General features: G+C 66.2%; 16 protein-coding genes and 1 pseudogene. 8 read left to right on the forward strand and 9 right to left on the reverse strand.

Annotation, left to right across the window (positions count from 1 at the left end):
• Positions 1-58: 58 nt before the first annotated feature.
• Complete coding sequence (locus OHQ90_RS20880; RefSeq protein ID WP_328399948.1) at positions 59-937, reverse strand: glycosyl hydrolase family 32; 879 nt, start codon at positions 935-937, stop codon at positions 59-61.
• A gap of 661 nt (positions 938-1,598) precedes the next feature.
• Between OHQ90_RS20880 and OHQ90_RS20885 the strand changes: the two genes are divergently transcribed.
• Positions 1,599-3,002, forward strand: coding sequence for a cellulase family glycosylhydrolase (locus tag OHQ90_RS20885; protein ID WP_328399950.1), 1,404 nt, complete (start codon positions 1,599-1,601; stop codon positions 3,000-3,002).
• Positions 3,003-3,262: 260 nt separating this feature from the next.
• Here OHQ90_RS20885 and OHQ90_RS20890 read toward each other — a convergent pair whose 3' ends face one another.
• From OHQ90_RS20890 to OHQ90_RS20900, 3 genes are read right to left on the reverse strand one after another with little or no spacing between them, the layout of a single operon-like run.
• The gene (locus OHQ90_RS20890) at positions 3,263-4,030 is read right to left on the reverse strand and encodes a tyrosine-protein phosphatase (RefSeq protein ID WP_328399952.1); all 768 of its coding nucleotides are present in this window, start codon (positions 4,028-4,030) and stop codon (positions 3,263-3,265) included.
• A gap of 58 nt (positions 4,031-4,088) precedes the next feature.
• Complete coding sequence (locus tag OHQ90_RS20895; protein WP_328399954.1) at positions 4,089-6,266, reverse strand: pyruvate, phosphate dikinase; 2,178 nt, start codon at positions 6,264-6,266, stop codon at positions 4,089-4,091.
• Positions 6,263-6,838 (reverse strand): hypothetical protein, encoded by a 576-nt coding sequence (locus OHQ90_RS20900; protein WP_328399956.1) that lies wholly within the window; start codon positions 6,836-6,838, stop codon positions 6,263-6,265. The genes OHQ90_RS20895 and OHQ90_RS20900 overlap by 4 nt, the downstream gene beginning before the upstream one ends.
• An 87-nt stretch (positions 6,839-6,925) precedes the next feature.
• On the opposite strand from OHQ90_RS20900, the gene OHQ90_RS20905 reads away from it, so the two are divergent.
• Entirely contained in the window at positions 6,926-7,294 is a 369-nt protein-coding gene (locus OHQ90_RS20905; RefSeq protein WP_328399958.1) for a hypothetical protein, read from the forward strand.
• A gap of 11 nt (positions 7,295-7,305) precedes the next feature.
• Positions 7,306-7,440, forward strand: a pseudogene (locus OHQ90_RS20910) (HTH domain-containing protein); the annotation flags it as partial.
• 337 nt (positions 7,441-7,777) lie between these two features.
• Here the strand turns inward: OHQ90_RS20910 and OHQ90_RS20915 are convergent.
• From OHQ90_RS20915 to OHQ90_RS20930, 4 genes are read right to left on the reverse strand one after another with little or no spacing between them, the layout of a single operon-like run.
• Positions 7,778-8,596: an SDR family NAD(P)-dependent oxidoreductase gene (locus tag OHQ90_RS20915; RefSeq protein ID WP_328399960.1), complete on the reverse strand. Its 819-nt coding sequence runs from the start codon at positions 8,594-8,596 to the stop codon at positions 7,778-7,780.
• Positions 8,597-8,609: 13 nt separating this feature from the next.
• Positions 8,610-9,341 (reverse strand): glucose 1-dehydrogenase, encoded by a 732-nt coding sequence (locus OHQ90_RS20920; protein ID WP_328399962.1) that lies wholly within the window; start codon positions 9,339-9,341, stop codon positions 8,610-8,612.
• 51 nt (positions 9,342-9,392) lie between these two features.
• A complete protein-coding gene (gene kstD / locus OHQ90_RS20925) occupies positions 9,393-11,069 on the reverse strand; it encodes a 3-oxosteroid 1-dehydrogenase (RefSeq protein ID WP_328399963.1) in 1,677 nt (558 codons plus the stop codon).
• A 27-nt stretch (positions 11,070-11,096) separates the two neighbouring features.
• Positions 11,097-11,846, reverse strand: coding sequence for a glucose 1-dehydrogenase (locus tag OHQ90_RS20930; protein WP_328399964.1), 750 nt, complete (start codon positions 11,844-11,846; stop codon positions 11,097-11,099).
• A gap of 152 nt (positions 11,847-11,998) precedes the next feature.
• Between OHQ90_RS20930 and OHQ90_RS20935 the strand changes: the two genes are divergently transcribed.
• From OHQ90_RS20935 to OHQ90_RS20950, 4 genes are all read left to right on the forward strand, one after another.
• On the forward strand, positions 11,999-13,126 hold the full coding sequence (locus OHQ90_RS20935; protein WP_328399965.1) for an LLM class flavin-dependent oxidoreductase: 1,128 nt from the start codon (positions 11,999-12,001) through the stop codon (positions 13,124-13,126).
• Positions 13,127-13,260: 134 nt separating this feature from the next.
• A complete protein-coding gene (locus OHQ90_RS20940) occupies positions 13,261-14,049 on the forward strand; it encodes a glucose 1-dehydrogenase (RefSeq protein ID WP_328399966.1) in 789 nt (262 codons plus the stop codon).
• Positions 14,050-14,059: 10 nt separating this feature from the next.
• Positions 14,060-15,064, forward strand: coding sequence for an alpha/beta hydrolase (locus OHQ90_RS20945; protein ID WP_328399968.1), 1,005 nt, complete (start codon positions 14,060-14,062; stop codon positions 15,062-15,064).
• A complete protein-coding gene (locus tag OHQ90_RS20950; RefSeq protein ID WP_328399970.1) occupies positions 15,061-15,423 on the forward strand; it encodes a VOC family protein in 363 nt (120 codons plus the stop codon). The genes OHQ90_RS20945 and OHQ90_RS20950 overlap by 4 nt, the downstream gene beginning before the upstream one ends.
• 151 nt (positions 15,424-15,574) lie before the next feature.
• Here the strand turns inward: OHQ90_RS20950 and OHQ90_RS20955 are convergent, their stop codons facing one another.
• Positions 15,575-16,171, reverse strand: a complete 597-nt coding sequence (locus OHQ90_RS20955) for a TetR/AcrR family transcriptional regulator (protein WP_328399972.1) — start codon at positions 16,169-16,171, stop codon at positions 15,575-15,577.
• A gap of 104 nt (positions 16,172-16,275) precedes the next feature.
• Between OHQ90_RS20955 and OHQ90_RS20960 the strand changes: the two genes are divergently transcribed.
• Entirely contained in the window at positions 16,276-16,677 is a 402-nt protein-coding gene (locus OHQ90_RS20960; protein WP_328399974.1) for a nuclear transport factor 2 family protein, read from the forward strand.
• Positions 16,678-16,686 lie beyond the last annotated feature (9 nt).

Raw genomic sequence — 16,686 nt, forward strand, 5'->3', positions numbered from 1 at the left:
CGCCCAGATCGGATTATCCATGCTCGAGGGTCGCGGAGTGGGCATCTCGCCATGGTCGTTATCTCGGCACGTCGCTGATCACGCGTGGGCTCGGGAACGTGACCGGCGCGAGGTGCACGCCACCCTGTGCCCACCCGGCGCTGGTGATCCACCAGCGGCCGTCGTCGGCGACGAGTTCGGCGGCGTGGGCCGCGACGTGGCCGACCTTGTCGCCGATACGGAAGCGGAAGGGATTGTCGCTGCGGAACACGTCGGTGCCGACATACTGCGGGCGCGGGCCGATGAACAGATACCACGAGCCACCATGCGGCACCACGAACGGAGATTCGGTGTTGCCCGCCTCGGTGCCACTGGTGGGGTCGGTGTAGGCGATATGGCGCGCACTCCAATGCAGGAGGTCGCCGCTGGTGCGGTAGGCGACCACGTGATGGCCGCCGGCGGGCGTACTCGTCGCGCAGTAGTACATGATCCACTTCTCGCCGACCCGCAGCACCATCGGATCGCGGGCGTCGTAGCCGTCGCGAAAGAGCGGACCACCAGGGTTGCGGGTCCAGTGGAACAGGTCGGTCGAGGTGGCCAGGTTCATCGCGGCCGCCGTGCGATCGGCGCCGCCGGCGGCATAGAACATGAGATACCCGCCGCGCACCGCGACGACATACGGCGCCCACAGATGTGTTTCGCCGTACTTCGGATCGACGGTCAGCGCGGGTCGGTGTTTGGTCCAGGGCCCGTGCAACGCGGGCGCGGTGGCGTGGGCGAACTCGACTTCGTGCCAGGGATCCGCAGGTTCCGGGTGGGTGATGCCGAACAGGTGCCAACGTCCTGCGCCGTCACGAACCACGGTGTGGTCGTTGATGTACCACGTCTCCGGCTCTCCGACGCCGGGGTCGTACACCCTCGCGAACACGCCCGCCTTCACCACTTCGCCTGTCGCCATAGACATCATGATGCCGTCGAACGCTCTCGGCGCGGCCCGGTCTGGAAATTTGCCGTCCGCGAGTCAGGGATTGGGAGTGTCTGATTGACGGCTCTGGTGCACTTCCGGTGGCGTATTGGTGTCGGTGACGGCACGATGCGTCGGTGCGTGAGGTGAATATTGCTGTCGGGGTGCCGTTTTCGGGCTTTTCACCGCTGGTTGTCGAGGGTGCGGTGGATGAGGGCGAGCGGAATCCGGTGCCGGCACGAACGCCGAATGTCGCGGCCGGCGGCGCGGTTGTCCCGCCGAGCCGCAGCGGGTTCCACCGGACATGGTCGACTGGTTACGAGAACTGGTCGAGGCATGCGACCTCGTCGGTGTGCAGCGGAGTGTCGTGATCGAATCCGGTCAGCGATATATAGCATTTCCGCATCAGCGCCGTGGTCTCGACCATCGTGTTATTCGGATTGATCCATTGCACCAGGACCAGGGCATGCCCGCGGGTAACAGCCGGTCCGACCGCACTAGATGTACCTGGACATACAGGAAGGACGGTTCGACTCCAGGCACCGACATCTTGCGGATCGGCCGGTAAGGGCCGCCGCGTATCGGAGCGTTACTCGCTTTAGTCGTCAGCGCCGTAGAAGTGCCGTCGGCGCATACTTGTCGAAAGGTTTGCGCGATGACCATTATGTCCTCGACCGCACGGTGTCTCGGGTTGGTCATGTTGCTGCTGGGACTGACCACACCGGCCGCAGCGACACCGACGGCTCCGGAACTGGGGCACTCGGGTCGCTGGCTTACCGACGAACTGGGCCGGGTGGTCACCTTGCACGGCGTGAATATGGTCTACAAGTACCCGCCGTACTTCCCCGCAGCGGGAGGTTTCGGCGAGAACGACGCCCAGTTCTTGGCGGAGAACGGTTTCAACGCGGTGCGGCTGGGTTTCGCATGGAACGCGGTCGAGCCGCAGCCCGGCGTTTACGACGACAACTACATCGCGCAGATCAAGCAGACCCAGCAGTTGCTGGCCCGGTACAACATCTACAGCCTTGTCGATTCCCATCAGGACGCGTTCAACGAATCGGTGGGCGCGAGTTGGAGCGGGTTCCCCGACTGGGCGACGGTCACCGACGGGTTCCCATTGCAGCCCGACCCCGGCTTTCCGCTGGTCTACCTGACGAGCCCCGCCCAAAATCAAACGTGGGCGAACTTCTGGCATGACCACGCTGCGCCCGATGGCGTCGGACTGCAGGAACACTATGCGGCCATGTGGGCACATGTCGCGCAACACTTCGCAGACGAGCCGTACGTGCTGGGCTACGACCTGATCAATGAGCCGTGGCCCGGTTGGGAATACCCGACCTGCATTCCGCATGGCTGCCCCCAGTTCGAGCGCGGTGCGCTCGCGACGTTCGAAGCAAAAGTGATGAACGCGATCCGCCGAGTCGACCCGAAACACCTGCTGTTCTACGAGCCGTCCATGACCAACGACTTCGGTACGCCGGACTGGGTGCCGAATCCCACCGGCGATCCGAACGCGGGGTTGAGCTTTCACGACTATTGCTTCGGCCAGATCGACACCTGCGTGAGCAACGGATTGGACCGTGCCGACGCCGACGGCGTTGTCGGGCTGGTGACCGAGTTCGGCGCGACCAAGGATTGGGCGAAGCTGACTCGTCTCGCCGATACATTCGACGACAACATGGCTTCTTGGCTGTTGTGGTCCCAACCGCAGGATCAGACACGTGATCATGCCCAGGAGCCACCGACCGGTCCCAACCTGATGGACCCGGCGATTGTCCGGCCATATCCACGTGCAATCGCAGGCACCCCGCTGCAGTGGCACTACGACAGCGCGACTGGGACGTTCACCATCCGATACAGCGCCCGCCGCGCAGATTCCGGTCAACCGTTCCCCCGTGAAACCCACACCGAGGTATATCTGCCGCAGAGCAACTACCCCGACGGCTACCAGGTCGAAATCCAGGGCGCCGACGTCGTGTCGGTACCTGATGCCCGGCTACTTCAACTCACCACCAGCCCCGGACAGGACACTGTGACCGTGACGGTGACGCGACGGTGACCGGCACCGAGGGCACCTGAGGTTCTCACCGACAGCGTTCGCCACGACGTCGAGTGTCTGCGCTGCCGGCCATTCGCCGCCACCGCGAACCCGAGACAACAGTTTCCGCCGACGTCAGCGTGTCGAAATAACTACTGCTCGGTTGTTTCCGAGATGACGAACGAGAACGAACACGTCCGTCGGCAGGCGGACCTGTGGGATCTGTCGGCGGACTCCTACGCCGCCTGGCACGCCTTGAACAGCGCGGACACCGGCCGTCATCAGGGCGACTCGACGAGCACCGCCCGCAGCCGGGCCAGCTCCGCTTCGGTGAAACCGTTGGCGTGCAGCCACTCCGCGGCGCTGCCGTGGGTGGCGTGCAGGTCCTGCAGGAATCGGATGATCACCTCTGGGTCGACGGCGAGGATGCCGGTGCGCACCGGAGGCAGGCCGTGATAGGAGGGCAGGGTGTCGAGACGTTGGCGAATGCGCTCGAGGCGTTCACCGGTGAGCGCGTAGTCGGTGGCGATGGCCTCGGCGGGGACGCCCACCGCGTCGAGCAGGACAGCGGCGAGCACGCCGGTGCGGTCTTTGCCTGCGGCGCAATGGAAGACGACGGAATGCTGGTCTGCGTCGGCGATCAGCCGAGCGGCCGCGACGACGGATTCGATACTGCCTGCGAGGAGTTCGCGATAGAGCGCGACGAGGTCGTACTCGTGACCGTCCGGGACGAGATCGGTCGGGGTCGCGCTGGTCTGGGCCTGTTTGCGCACCGGGAGATTGACCAGGCGCACCGCAGCGCCCGCGAGCAGGCCGTACCCTTCCCGTTCGATCTCGTCGGGTAGTCGTAGGTCGATCAGCGTGCGTAGCCCGACCGGACCGATCAATCTCCCGAGGTCGTCCTCGGTGAGATGCTGTGGCGTGCTGGAGCGGAACACGACGCCGAACCGTGTGGTGCCACCGCCGGCCACCGGAAGCCCGCCGAGATCGCGGACATTGTCGATCTCGGCGAATTCCACCCATCGCCGTTGTGCGCTGTCGGTATACATCGAATCCTCGCTAATGCGCTCGGCCCGCGTCGGGCTCGTTGAGTCGGCCCCGCGTCGGCTAATGGGCGCGGCCCGCCGCGGCCTCATCGGCACGGCTGAGTCCGCACAGGCCGATCAGGTCTTCGTGCAGCTCGAACCACACAGTGTGATAGCTGTCCATAATCGGCCTTGCGACCCACGAGTGGTCGCCGCCGGTGATCCGCTCGACGGCCAGCTCGAGGCGATCGACGTAGTGCACAAGGCGGGGTGCGGTGGCCCCGATCCGTCCGACCAGGGGAGCGACGCGTTGGTGCATGGTGACGAGCCGGTCCAATACCGCTGCGTCATAAGCAGTGTCGGTGTGGTCGTTCACCGTGCTCACGTCCTTCATCTGCCAGGCGGTAATGACCTCTTTCAGCTCGGCATTGAACTCGCAGAATTCATCGTAGGCAGCGGCGATGACATTCTGGTCCACATCGGCCCGCTCTTGTTCGAGGAGCCCGGTGAGATGTTCGCGACCTTCGGGGGTCAGGCGCGCGCCGACGGGTGTGTTCGCACAGAGCCCGCGTGCCACGAAATCCGCACTGCGCGAGGCGGCTTCGGATTCGATGAGGCCGAGGCTGGAGGCGATGGCCGCCGGCTTCACCCGGCCTTTGATCCCGATCAGACGCAGCAGACCGAGTTCCGAGACATGCCCGGTGTCAACGGAATGCGTTGTCACCATGTTTGTTTCATCGGTAGCGGAGGCTTCGCCGGACAGGAATGCCGGCAGCTGATCCGGCTCGACACCGGCCCGCTCGGCAAGGCGCGCAACATCCGCGAATACCGAGTCGTCGACCGGCTTGCCGGTGACCTGCCCCGGCCAGACGGTTCCGGCCCCGCCGTCGACGGTAACGACCCGTCCGACGAGCGCGTCGACAACGCCTGGGCCGCAACCGACTACGCACGGACGGCCGAGTTCCCGGCTGACCAGGGCAGCATGGGAGGTGGCGCCGCCGAGCTCGGTGACGATAGCCAGCGCGGCGATCATGCCGTGCAGGTCGTCCGGGCTGGTGGTGGGGCGGACCAGAATGACGTGCTCGCCCGCAGCGGACCGTGCCTCGGCGTCGTCGGGATCGGTCACCACGACACCGGATGCGAGCCCCGGACAGGCGGACTCGCCGGTGGCCAGTGGCCGCAGCCCGGCATTGTCGCTGGAGGCGGGGCGCAGAACGGTGCGCAACTGCTCGGCGGTGACTCGGCGCAACGATTCCGCGGGTTCGATCAGCCCCTCGTCGGCCATGGCGACAGCGGCGCGAACCGCCGCGCGCGCAGAGCGTTTCGCGGGCCGCGACTGCAGCAGCCAGAGCCTGCCGGATTCGACGGTGAACTCGATGTCCTGGATATCGCGACCGTCGCGCTCCAGCAGTTCGGCTGCCGCGATGAGCTGAGTGTGCACCTCGGGCAGCGTGCTCGCCAGCTCGTCGAGCGGTCGCGGGGTGGTACGGCCGGAGACGACGTCTTCGCCCTGCCCGCCGATCAGCCACTCACCGAAGACCGGTCGCTCGCCGGTGTTCGGGTTTCTGCTGAACAGCACTCCGGTCCCGGAGAGCGCATCGAGATTGCCGAACACCATGGCCTGCACGGTGACCGCGGTCCCGAGCTCGTCGGATACCCCGCGGGTGCGCCGATAGGTCTTGGCGCGCGCGGAATCCCAGGAACGGAATACCGCGGTGATCGCGCCGCGCAGCTGCTCCCACGGGTCCTGCGGTACCACGCCGTTCGGGTCACCGAGCACGATCTCGCGGTACTGGGCGAGGAAGCGGCGGTGCGTGTCGCTCGCGTACCCGGGGTTTCGTGTCTCCGCGGTCAGCGCCTGCTCGACCTCGGCGTTCATGCCGAGATTCAGCACCGTGTCCATCATCCCCGGCATGCTCACCGCGGCGCCGGAGCGTACCGACACCAATAGCGGGCGCTCGGTGGAGCCGAACTCTCGACCCGTGCCGCGTTCCAGTGCCGCGATTCCGGCGCGTACGCCCGCCCAGATCTGCGCGTCGAGCACGCCGCTCACCGAGAATTCGGCCCACGCATCGGTGGTGAGCGCGAAGGCGGGCGGCACCGGAAGCTTGAGCGCCCGCATGTGATTCACGCTCCACGCCTTCCCTCCGATCCGCTCCCGCGACAAGGTACAGGCGCCGTCGAGTTCGGCGACCGATGGTGCGATGCTCGCCAAAGTGGCGAGTTCCGGTCGCTCCACAGGCTCCACTCCGGTCGTCATGTCTCACTCCTTCGGGTCAGCACGTTCTCGGCAGCCACTGCACGTTCGGCAGGCGGCTCAGGGCAGCCATCGGCCCGCGGGCACAATCCCGGCGGCCGATCGCCCTGCGAATGGCGCGGCTCCCTGCGGTGCGCGACACAATCGCGGGGCGGCGCGAATTCAGCCTGCCCGCTCGGGCACCAACGGCGTACCGAACGTCCCGGTGAGCAAGACGTATGCGGGCCGACCTCGGTGGCCGCCGAGGTCGGCCAGGCGTAGGGGTCGGTGATGTCGCGCAGTTGTTCGAGGGCGCGACGCAGTTGGCCCATGGTGCCGGAGCCGAGATGGGCGGCCCACTCTGATTCGGCCTCGGCGGCGACACGGTTGGCCAGGATGGTGGCCTCGGTGCCGCGCCGCGTGAGGCGGACCAGGCGGGCGCGGCCGTCGGCGGGGGTCGGAGACGCGTTGCATGTAGTCGGCGCGTTCGAGCTGGTCGACCAGGAAGCCGGTGCCGAAACTGGTCGGCGAAGGCGTGGTCCGACCTGATCGAAGGCGACACCCAGGCGGCGAATGCGGTACGAGGTTACGGGCACCTTTGCGGCGCGATCGTCGCCGCCCGAGGATTTCAGCCCGGCACCGCGGCCGACCACATCGCCGAAGCGCGGCGGCTAGCGCCACTTATGCTCGGCGAATCCGATCTGTACGGAACGCTGTTCGGGTCCGCCGATGTCGGTATCCATTCCTGTGCGGTCGCGCTCGAATCCGGCGACCCCGGCAGAGCGGCCCACGAAGGGGCGGCCCTGCGGCTCCCGGTCGGGATAGCCGGACCACGCGCCGGTCACCACTGGCAGGACGTTGGCCGCGCCTGGCTGCTGATCGGGCAGCCGGACAAAGCTCTGGATTCGCTCATCTCGGCGCGCCGTGTGGCACCCCAGCAGACGCGCCTACATCCGTCGGTGTGCGAAACCTTGCACGTCATCGCGGCAACTCAGCGACGACAGACAGACACCTTGGTCGGGTTCGCATCGTGGGTCGGGGCCAGCCTGTAGGCCGATCGGTCGTGACCGTGACCGCCGCTCGCCTACTCCAGTTGTTCTCGCTGTTGCAGGCCCGCCGCGAATGGACCAGGCCGGAACTCGCCGACCGATCGGGCATCACTGTGCGCACTGTGCGCCGCGACATCGAGCGCAGACGGTGCGCGACCTCGTGCGCAAGCTCCTGTGCGCGGCGGGGAAGTCGCGTAGTCGGTATGTGTGCACCGCTGGTGCCGAACTACCTGCGCGGCCACGCCTGCAATGCTCTGACCTGCAATGATGTGGTGCAAGACAGGTAGTCCGCTACTCAGGGAAACAGGAACGCCGAAGCGCAGAATCGGGTTCTGGGGAGTCAATGGCGACTTCCGAGGACAACGGAGTTCTCATGCATATCGGTATCCACCAGCCGAGTTTCCGGAGAAGGGACGGCACTATGGTCGACATCTGCTGCGGGGTGCCGGTCGCTGATCGCACCGGCACCGCCGCGCACCATGGACGTTACGAGACTTCCTTCTTCATCTGAGCGGTCAGGATGCGCTGGTAGCCGGAGCCGAAAATCCTTGGCAACAAGTCGATTACGCGAGCATCGGCACCGATGAGGATCTTTGCCTTGTCCTTGCGGATGCCGCGCAGGATGGTGGTCGCCGCGGATTCGGGAGTCGTTTTCGCCAGCTTGTCGAAGTTCGCGGCCAGCGCATCGCGGTCGCGGTCGCCACCCGCTCGAGCCTTCCAGGCGATTTCGGTCTTGATCATGCCGGGGTGGACACTGCTCACACTTACCGGGTAGCCGGCGATCTTCATTTCCTGGCGCAGCGCGTCGGTGAAGCCGCGAATACCGAACTTTGTGGCGTTGTATGCGCCTTGACTGGGGCAGGCGGCGAGGCCGAACATACTGGAGACATTGGCGATGTGGCCGTCACCGGAGGCGATGACCTGCGGCAGAAAGGCTTTGGTGCCGTACATCACGCCCCAGAAGTTGATATTGACGATCCACTCGAAGTCTTCCCAGCTCAGCTCCTCGACATTAGCGGTGAGCGAGACTCCCGCATTGTTGACCACCAGGTTGGCCGGGCCGAAGTCCGCCTGCACCTCGTCGGCGTGCTGATAGACCGCGGCGCGGTCGGTCACGTCGAGCTGGTAGGCGCGGGCCTTGGCGCCCGCCTGCTCGCACAGCGTGGCAGTCTCGGTGACATTGGCCAGATTTCGGCCGGACAACGCCAGCTTCGCGCCCTGGCGAGCCAGTTCCACCGCCAGTGCCCGCCCGATGCCGGCGCCCGCGCCGGTGATGACGGCGACCTTGTCCTGAAAGTTCTTCACAGGGGTGTGTCCTTCATTTGGTGGTGTAGCCGCCGTCGGCGACGAATTCGGACCCGGTGCAGTAACTTGCCTCGTCGGAGATCAGGAACAGCACCAGACTGGCCAGCTCGTCGGGCGCGGCGGCACGCGACAGCGGCAGGTCGTGCACCATCGAGTTGGAGCGCTCGGAGGTGGCGGTCATTTCGGTGGCGACAACGCCGGGATGCACAGAATTGACCCGGATTCCGTCGACGCCGAACTCCTGCGCCGCGGCCTTGGTCATACCGCGCACCGCCCACTTGGAGGCCACGTAGCCCAGGATATTGCTGAAGGCGATGATGCCGCCGATCGAGGAGATATTGACGATCGAGCCGCCGCCGGCCCGGCGCATCGACGGCACAACGGCTTTCATGCCGAGGAACACTCCGACCTGGTTCACGTCGATCACGCGGCGGTAGTCGGCCTCGGCGAGCTTCTCGATGGGGTCGACGTGCACGATGCCCGCGTTATTGACGAGTCCGGAGACCGGGCCGAAGGCGCGTTCGGCCTCGGCGACGACGGCGTGCCACGCGGCTTCGTCGGTAACGTCCAGCGGAACGAACAGCGCCCGGTCGCCCAGCTCGGCGGCGACCGCCTTGCCCTCCTCGACCAGGACATCCGCGACCACGACAGCCGCGCCCTCGGCGACGAGGCGTCGGGCGAACGCTGCGCCCATGCCACGCGCGCCACCGGACACGATCACGGTCTTGCCATTCACTCTGTCCATGTCATGCTCCTGTTCGGCCGAATCGGCGGGATAGTTCGAACATCGGTGGCATCAGGGGTGCTTCGGTGCGGTGTCGGCAAGATGGTTGGCGGCGATGTAGCCGAACACCATGGCCGGGCCGATCGTCGCGCCGGCACCGGCGTAGCTGTTACCCATCACGGCGGCCGAATTGTTGCCTGCTGCATACAGTCCCGCGACTGGGGCACCGTCGCCGCGCAGCACTCGGGAGTGCTCGTCGGTGACGAGCCCGCCCTTGGTGCCCAAGTCGCCGGGGACCATTTCGACCGCGTAGAACGGGCCCTGGTCGATCGGGGCCAGACACGGGTTGGGCTTGACGGTGGGGTCACCGTAGTACCGGTCGTAGGCGGATTCGCCGCGCTGGAAGTCCGCGTCGCGACCGGCGCGCGCAAAACCGTTGAACCGGTTGACGGTCGCGGTCAGCGTGTCGGCGGGCACGCCGATCTTGTCCGCGAGTTCGGCGAGGGTGTCGGCCTTCTTGATGATCCCGGAGTCGTAATACTTCTGCGGGATGGCCTGCTTCGGGAAGGTGCCGAGGAACAAGTACCTGTCGCGGAAGCGCTGGTCCATGATGAAGTGTGCGGGGACATGGCCGATGCCCTTCGCATGCTGCTCGTACATCGTGTGCACCACGTCGACATAGCTGGCCGATTCGTTGGTGAAGCGTTCGCCCGCGTCGTTGACCATGATGGCACCGGGCTGGGAACGCTCGGCCAAACAGAAGAAGGGCGGACCGTCCGGGTTGCGGACCGAAGGTCCCCACCAGGCATCGTCCATCAAATCCAGTGCACCACCGACACTTTCACCGGCGCGAATGCCCTCGCCGACATTCTCGGTGGCGCCGACCGTCCACTCGGTGCTCACGGGTCCGCTGAAGAACTGCTGCCGCATCTCCAGGTTGTGCTCGAAGCCGCCCGCGGCGAGCACGACACCGCGCCGGGCCCGAATGGTGATCGGGGCACCGTCACGCTCGGCGCGCACACCGACCACAACGTCGTCCTCGGTAATCAGGTCGGTCAGCGGTGTATTCAGCCATACCGGTACGTTCGCGTCGCGCAGCGCCAGCCAGAGCCGGGCAACCAGAGCCTTGCCGAGACTCAGCGGCAGCCGTCCACGCAGCTTGTTCAGCACCGCTTGCGCGCCGACTTTCATAGCGGTGCGCTTGCCCTTCCAGGTCCGCGCGATCATGTTGAGGTCGTGGAAGTCGCTGACGGTGAATGCGATTCCCTTGGGGCCGGACATGGTCGGCCGGTTGATCTTGTCCAGATCCTCGCCGAGCAGCCGGCCGTCGATGATCGCCGGTTCGATGCTGCGGCCCTGCGCGAGTCCACCGGGTAACTCCGGGTGGTAGTCGGAGTAGCCGCGGTCGTAGACGAATTCGAGATGGCGGGTGCGCGCGCCGAGGTAGGTCATCATGCGCGGACCGTTGTCCAGGAACGCGTCCTGCTTCTCCTGCGGAACCCGGTCACCGACAACGGATTTCAAGTAGACCCGGGCCAGGTCCGGGCTGTCGGGGACACCCTCGTGGACCAGCACCGGATTGTTGGGAATCCAGACGCCGCCGCCCGAGCGCGCGGTGGAACCGCCGAAGCTGCCGCTCTTTTCGATCAGCACCACCGACAGCCCGCGATACGCGGCGGTCAATGCGGCGGTCATGCCCGCGGCTCCCGAACCAACAACTACGACGTCGTACTCGTGTTCCTCGGACATCGCCACCTCCTTGTCGTTCACGCTTGATCAGTAGCCCGCGCCGGTGAGCATGCCGCCGTCGACGACGATCTCGGTGCCGGTGCAGTAGCTCGCGCCGTCCGACGCCAGGTAGACCGCCGCCTCCGAGACCTCGCCGGGTTGGCCCCAGCGCGAGATCGGCAGTCCGGCAAAGAATTTGCTGCCGTCGACGCCCGAGCCTGCGGCGGCCGTCATCGGTGTGGCGATGCCGCCGGGGTGAATCGAGTTGACCCGGATCCCGTGCTTGCCGAGTTCGCGTGCGGCCGACTTGGTCAGGCCGCGGATCGCGAATTTGCTGGCGCTGTAGGCGGAGAGATTCGCTGCGCCGATAAATCCCTCGACCGAGGAGATATTCACGATCGAGCCGCCGCCCGCTTCGGTCAGCGCCGCCGTTGCCGTCTTGATGCCCAGCCATGCACCGGTGACATTCACGGTCATGATGGTGGTGAAATCGGCAAGGCTCATCTCGGCGATCGACTGGAATCGCAGGATTCCGGCATTGTTGACCAGCACGTCGAGCCTGCCGTACTCCGTGCGAGCCGCGGCCACCGCGGCGGCCCAGTCCGCCTCGCTCGTCACATCGTGATGCACGTAGTGGCAGTCGGCGCCGATCTCGGCTCGCAGCTGCTTGCCCTCCGCGTCGAGCACATCACCGAACACCACCCGCGCACCCTCGGCGACGAAGCGGCGGACGTGCTCGGCGCCCATTCCGCGTGCGCCTCCGGTGATCAGTGCGACCTTGCCATCGAGTCGGCCCACTTGGCCCATCCTTTCTCCCGCGTTATCTCCGAACGCTAGGGGCGCGACAGCGGCGGGAGCCCGCGCAGTCCCATCCACCGAGACATGCACCTGACCTCCACGAGAGCATCGGAAATATTTCTACTAGGCATATTGAGAAGTGGAGGCAATGCATGAAGTTCTCGATGATCTTCGAGGCACAAATGACCAACCCGTCCGCCGATCACGAACGGCAGGTGTTGCGCGACTGCGTAGAGCAGGCGGTGCTGGCCGAAGAGATGGGTTTCGACACCGTCTGGGCGGTCGAGCATCACGGGCTGAAGTGGTACGCCCATATGAGCGCACCGGAGATCTTCCTGACCTGGGTGGCCGCGCGCACCGAACGGATCCGCATCGGCCACGGCGTGGTGTGCATGCCGTTCAACTTCAACCACCCTGTGCGGGCGGCCGAGCGTGCGGCCATGCTCGACGTGCTGTCCAACGGGCGAGTGAACCTGGGCGCGGGTCGCGGCGCAACCCCGCAAGAGACCTCCATGTGTGGCGTCGACCCCGATCGCACCTACCAGGAGGTGGAGGAGTCACTGCGGATCATCGGCAAGGCCTGGCAGGATCCCGAGGGCGAATTCGAGTGGCACGGTGATCTGCTCGATATCGACCCGCACCCGATGCTGCCGCGTCCGGTCCAGCTGCCGCATCCACCGCTGTTCATGGCGTGCACCAAGAAGGACACGCTCAAGCTGGCCGCCGACTACGGAATCGGCGCGCTGGTCCTCGGTTTCGCGGGCGTGGAGGAGATCGCCGAACTGCGCCGCACCTATGATGCGGCCATCGCGGCACGCACCGGGGAGAAGTTCGTCTCGACCGTCGTCAACGACCATTTCGCGGCGCTGTGCCCGACCATCGTGCTCGACGATCGGGAGAAGGCCCAGCAGATCGGTGCGCGCGGTCAGCGTTTCTTCGCCCAGTCCATCAAGCACTGGTACGGCGCGGGCCCGGTCCCGGACGAGGCTGTCGATCCCACTGTCGACGAGGTGGCCAAGATCAAGCAGGCCGCCGACGATCACGTCGCCTACCTGCACGAGGCCAAGATTCCGGTGAAGACGGGTGCCACCTCGGTGTTCAATGCCGAGCACGCCTACGGCAGCCCCGAGGACGCGATCGCCTACGTCGAGCGGCTGCAGGAGGCGGGCGCCGACGAAATCCTCTGCCTGATCCAGATGGGCACCGTGCCCCAGGAAGCGTGCCTGGAGACCATCCGGCACTGGGGCGAAAAGGTCATCCCGCACTTCCGTAAGGACTAGTCACCCCGCGCACAGCTGCTCGCCGGCTGTGGGCTCAGGAACCCGGCCGCCGCCCGACATGGCAGGCGGATGCGCCGAAGCCTTCCTTCCGGCACAGGCCGGGATCCAACAAGTGCATGAGCAAGGAGCTGAATATGACCGATCTGACCGGCAAGGTCGTCCTGATCACCGGCGCTGCCCGGGGCCAGGGCGCCGAAGAAGCCCGGCTCGTTGCCGCGTCCGGCGGCCGCGTCGTGCTCACCGACGTGCTGGAACCCGAGGGCAAAGAGGTTGCCGAATCCATCGGCGCCGCCGCACGTTTCGTTCGTCACGATGTGAGCAGCGCGTCCGGGTGGACTGCCGCCGTCGAGACCGCGGTGCGCGAGTTCGGGCGGCTGGACGTGCTGGTGAACAACGCGGCAATCTACACCGCGAAACCGCTCACCGACACCACTGCCGAGGAGCTGGAACGGATTCTGCGCATCAACCTCATCGGATCGTTCCTCGGCATCCAGGCGGTAATCGAGCCGATGGGGGCCGTGGGCGGTGGCTCGATCATCAACATCTCGTCACAGGCCGGATTACAGGGCCTGATGGGGCATTCCGCGTATGGCGCATCGAAATGGGGATTGCGTGGTCTGACCAAGACGGCCGCACTAGAACTCGGGCCGCTCGGCATCCGTGTGAACTCGGTGCACCCGGGGCCGATCGCGACACCGATGATCGGGCATCTCGGCTTGAGCACCGGGCCCGGCAGCTTTCCGTCACTGCCGCTCGGCCGCGTCGGTTTGCCGAGTGAAGTGGCCGAACTGGTGGCGTTCCTCGCCTCCGACGCGTCGGCCTTCATCACCGGAGCCGAGCTGGCCATCGATGGCGGATTGTCTGCGGGACAGTTCATTCCGCCGGGCTCGATGCCTGCTGTCGGCGCCGCGGGCGAGGCGTGAGGATCGGGCGATGCCGCTGAAACCCGAAGCGCAGGTGATCGTCGACCTGGCCACTGCGTCGTTTCCCCGGTTGGGCACCGAAATCCAGGACGCCACCGAGGCGCGCCGCATTCTTGCGGCGCGCCCGGCGGCCGCCGCCGAACCGATTCCGGTCGGGCAGGTCGAGGAGCGTCTGGTGCCAGGGCCGGTCGGCGCGCCGGAGCTGCGGGTGCGCATCTATCGTCCCGCGGATTCGTCCCTCGACGCGCAGTCGTCGGCCACTGATGCGGAATCGGACCTGACCGGCACAACTGCGCTGCTGCCTGTCATTGTCTTCTTCCACGGTGGCGGGTTTGTGATCTGCGGCCTCGACAGTCACGACCAGTTGTGCCGGTCCATGGCCAACGGTGTCGGCGCGATCGTGGTGTCGGTCGACTATCGGCAGGCGCCCGAGCACCGGTTCCCGGCGGCTGCGGAGGATGCCTACGCGGCACTGAACTGGGTCGCCGAACATGCCGGGACGATGGGCGGCGACCCGGCCAGGGTCGCGGTGGCCGGTGACAGCTGCGGCGGAAACCTCGCTGCTGCCACCACATTGATGGCCCGCGATCGCAACGGTCCCGCCGTCACCTTTCAACTCCTTGTCTATCCGATGCTCGACCCGGCCCGAAACACGATGTCCTATCGGGATAATGCGCACGGATACTTCGTCACCGACGATCATTTGCGGTGGTACTGGGAGCAATACCTGGGAACCGACGGCGATGCCGACCACCCCTACGCGTCGCCACTACGTGCCTCCGACATGTCCGGACTGCCGCCCGCGCACATCGTCACCGCAGAATTCGATCCGCTGCGGGACGAGGGCGAGGAATACGGAGTCCGACTCCAGGAGGCTGGCGTGCACGCCGACGTGATCCGCTACGACGGCCAGTTCCATGGCTTCTTCAGCATGGCCGATAGCCTGTCCGACGCGAAAGAAGCTGCCACCGTGGCCTTTTCCGCACTCCGCCGAGCCCTGGAAGCACACCGATGACAGTAGAACGCCTCGGCACGATCTTTCCCGCCGATAATCTGACCGCCGCGATCGACCTGCTCACCGCCGTGTTCGGCACCAAGGCCACCTTTGTCGACAGCGACCGCTGGGCGCAGTTCGACATCGGCCCGGCCCGAGTCATGCTCGCGGGCACCGACCGCGAAGGCGACACTCCGTCCTTGGCGGCCAAGGTCGACGACCTGGATGCCACCCTTGCCCGGCTGCGCGCCGCCGGGTTCGCCGCTGCCGACCCGGTCACCGGACCCCACGAACGCCGCACCTCGGTCCGCCCGACGCCCGATTCCCCATGGGCGATCGTCCTCTACGAGCCCCTATCCGCCGCCCAGCACACGCCGTAACGACCTCCCGTGGTGGTCGGTGAGTGGCACATCGCTGCGGCGTTCCCCGAGCGGACCTCGCGATGGTGTGCCAATCGCCGGCATGGCAGCTCGAGTGCAGGCCGCGGTCACCCGCCGGGCGAGGGTGGACCGGTGCAGGCAGGCGAAGCGGTCATGGCTTCGACGGGGTGGTGCGAAGACCGTTGAGGAAGAGGTCCAGGAGGCGGTCTGCACGCTCCGCCGGGTTCGGTGTGTCCTGGGCCGCCCAGGCGATCGCGCCGATCATGCGCAGTACGTCGTAGTTCTGGGCGGATGGGGCGATGGTTTCTGCCTGCTTGGCCCGATCCAGCAGGGCTGACCCGACGGCGAATGTGTCTGCATGCCAAGCGGATACCAGCTCGGCACCACCATCGATCGCGGAATTCATGATGGCGGCGGAGAGGCCACGGAAGGTGAGTGCGTGGTCGATCGCGGCGCGCAGCCAAGTGGTCAGGGCTGCGACGGTGTCCGGCTCCGCCGTCAGGCGGTGGCCGAGCTGGGCGAGCTCGGCGACGCGTTCGCCGAGCACGGCTTCGATGAGGTCGAGGCGGGTGGGGAAGTGACGGTAGAGGGTTCCGCTCGCGACGCCTGCGCAGCGGGCGATGTCGTCGAGGGAGGCGTCGACACCGTGTTCGGCGAAGGCGATTCGAGCCTGGTCGAGCAGTCGTTCGTAGTTTCGCCGCGCATCGGCGCGCCTCGGCCGTGCTGTGCCGGACGGTGTTTCGCGCATTCCTGACCTCGCCCTCTTGCTAACCGGGGACATAGTCCGCTACTGTGCCAAATATCTGGACTATGCCTCATGTTATGGCACGAGTGGGGCGGCAGGAGGTCGTCATGACGCTGTCGGCGGCGGACAGAATCGAGATCACCGATTTGATCGCGCGGCACGGTCACCTCATGGATGCCGGGGCACTCGATCGAATGGATGAGCTCTTCACGGACGGAATCATCTATGAGTTGAGCGATTTCGGTCTCGGCGAACTGCACGGGATTCCAGCCTTGCGCGACGCCGCGATCACCCTCGGCGCAGGGAATCCGGTGGGGCATCACATCACCAACATCATCATCGGCGACGCAGACGGTGATTCGGTGCGGGTGCAATCCAAGGGCATCGGCATCCACGCGGACGGAACCTGTCGCAGCGTCGTATACGACGACGTGGTCGTCCGTGCGGCCGTCGGCTGGCGAATCTCGTATCGGAAGGTGAGCGCGCGGCGGGCAGCGCTCGGGGCCTGAGCGACATCA

Source organism: Nocardia sp. NBC_00403 (genome assembly GCF_036046055.1).
Classification (GTDB): Bacteria; Actinomycetota; Actinomycetes; order Mycobacteriales; family Mycobacteriaceae; genus Nocardia.

Excerpts from the sequence above, each read along its gene's own strand:
- OHQ90_RS20950 (WP_328399970.1), top strand. The coding sequence starts at position 15,061 with ATGACAGTAGAACGCCTCGGCACGATCTTTCCCGCCGATAATCTGACC.
- OHQ90_RS20935 (WP_328399965.1), top strand. The coding sequence starts at position 11,999 with ATGAAGTTCTCGATGATCTTCGAGGCACAAATGACCAACCCGTCCGCC.
- OHQ90_RS20940 (WP_328399966.1), top strand. The coding sequence starts at position 13,261 with ATGACCGATCTGACCGGCAAGGTCGTCCTGATCACCGGCGCTGCCCGG.
- OHQ90_RS20890 (WP_328399952.1), bottom strand. The coding sequence starts at position 4,030 with ATGTATACCGACAGCGCACAACGGCGATGGGTGGAATTCGCCGAGATC.
- OHQ90_RS20895 (WP_328399954.1), bottom strand. The coding sequence starts at position 6,266 with ATGACGACCGGAGTGGAGCCTGTGGAGCGACCGGAACTCGCCACTTTG.
- OHQ90_RS20880 (WP_328399948.1), bottom strand. The coding sequence starts at position 937 with ATGGCGACAGGCGAAGTGGTGAAGGCGGGCGTGTTCGCGAGGGTGTAC.
- OHQ90_RS20905 (WP_328399958.1), top strand. The coding sequence starts at position 6,926 with ATGCTCGGCGAATCCGATCTGTACGGAACGCTGTTCGGGTCCGCCGAT.
- OHQ90_RS20960 (WP_328399974.1), top strand. The coding sequence starts at position 16,276 with ATGACGCTGTCGGCGGCGGACAGAATCGAGATCACCGATTTGATCGCG.
- kstD (WP_328399963.1), bottom strand. The coding sequence starts at position 11,069 with ATGTCCGAGGAACACGAGTACGACGTCGTAGTTGTTGGTTCGGGAGCC.
- OHQ90_RS20955 (WP_328399972.1), bottom strand. The coding sequence starts at position 16,171 with ATGCGCGAAACACCGTCCGGCACAGCACGGCCGAGGCGCGCCGATGCG.
- OHQ90_RS20945 (WP_328399968.1), top strand. The coding sequence starts at position 14,060 with ATGCCGCTGAAACCCGAAGCGCAGGTGATCGTCGACCTGGCCACTGCG.
- OHQ90_RS20920 (WP_328399962.1), bottom strand. The coding sequence starts at position 9,341 with ATGGACAGAGTGAATGGCAAGACCGTGATCGTGTCCGGTGGCGCGCGT.
- OHQ90_RS20885 (WP_328399950.1), top strand. The coding sequence starts at position 1,599 with ATGACCATTATGTCCTCGACCGCACGGTGTCTCGGGTTGGTCATGTTG.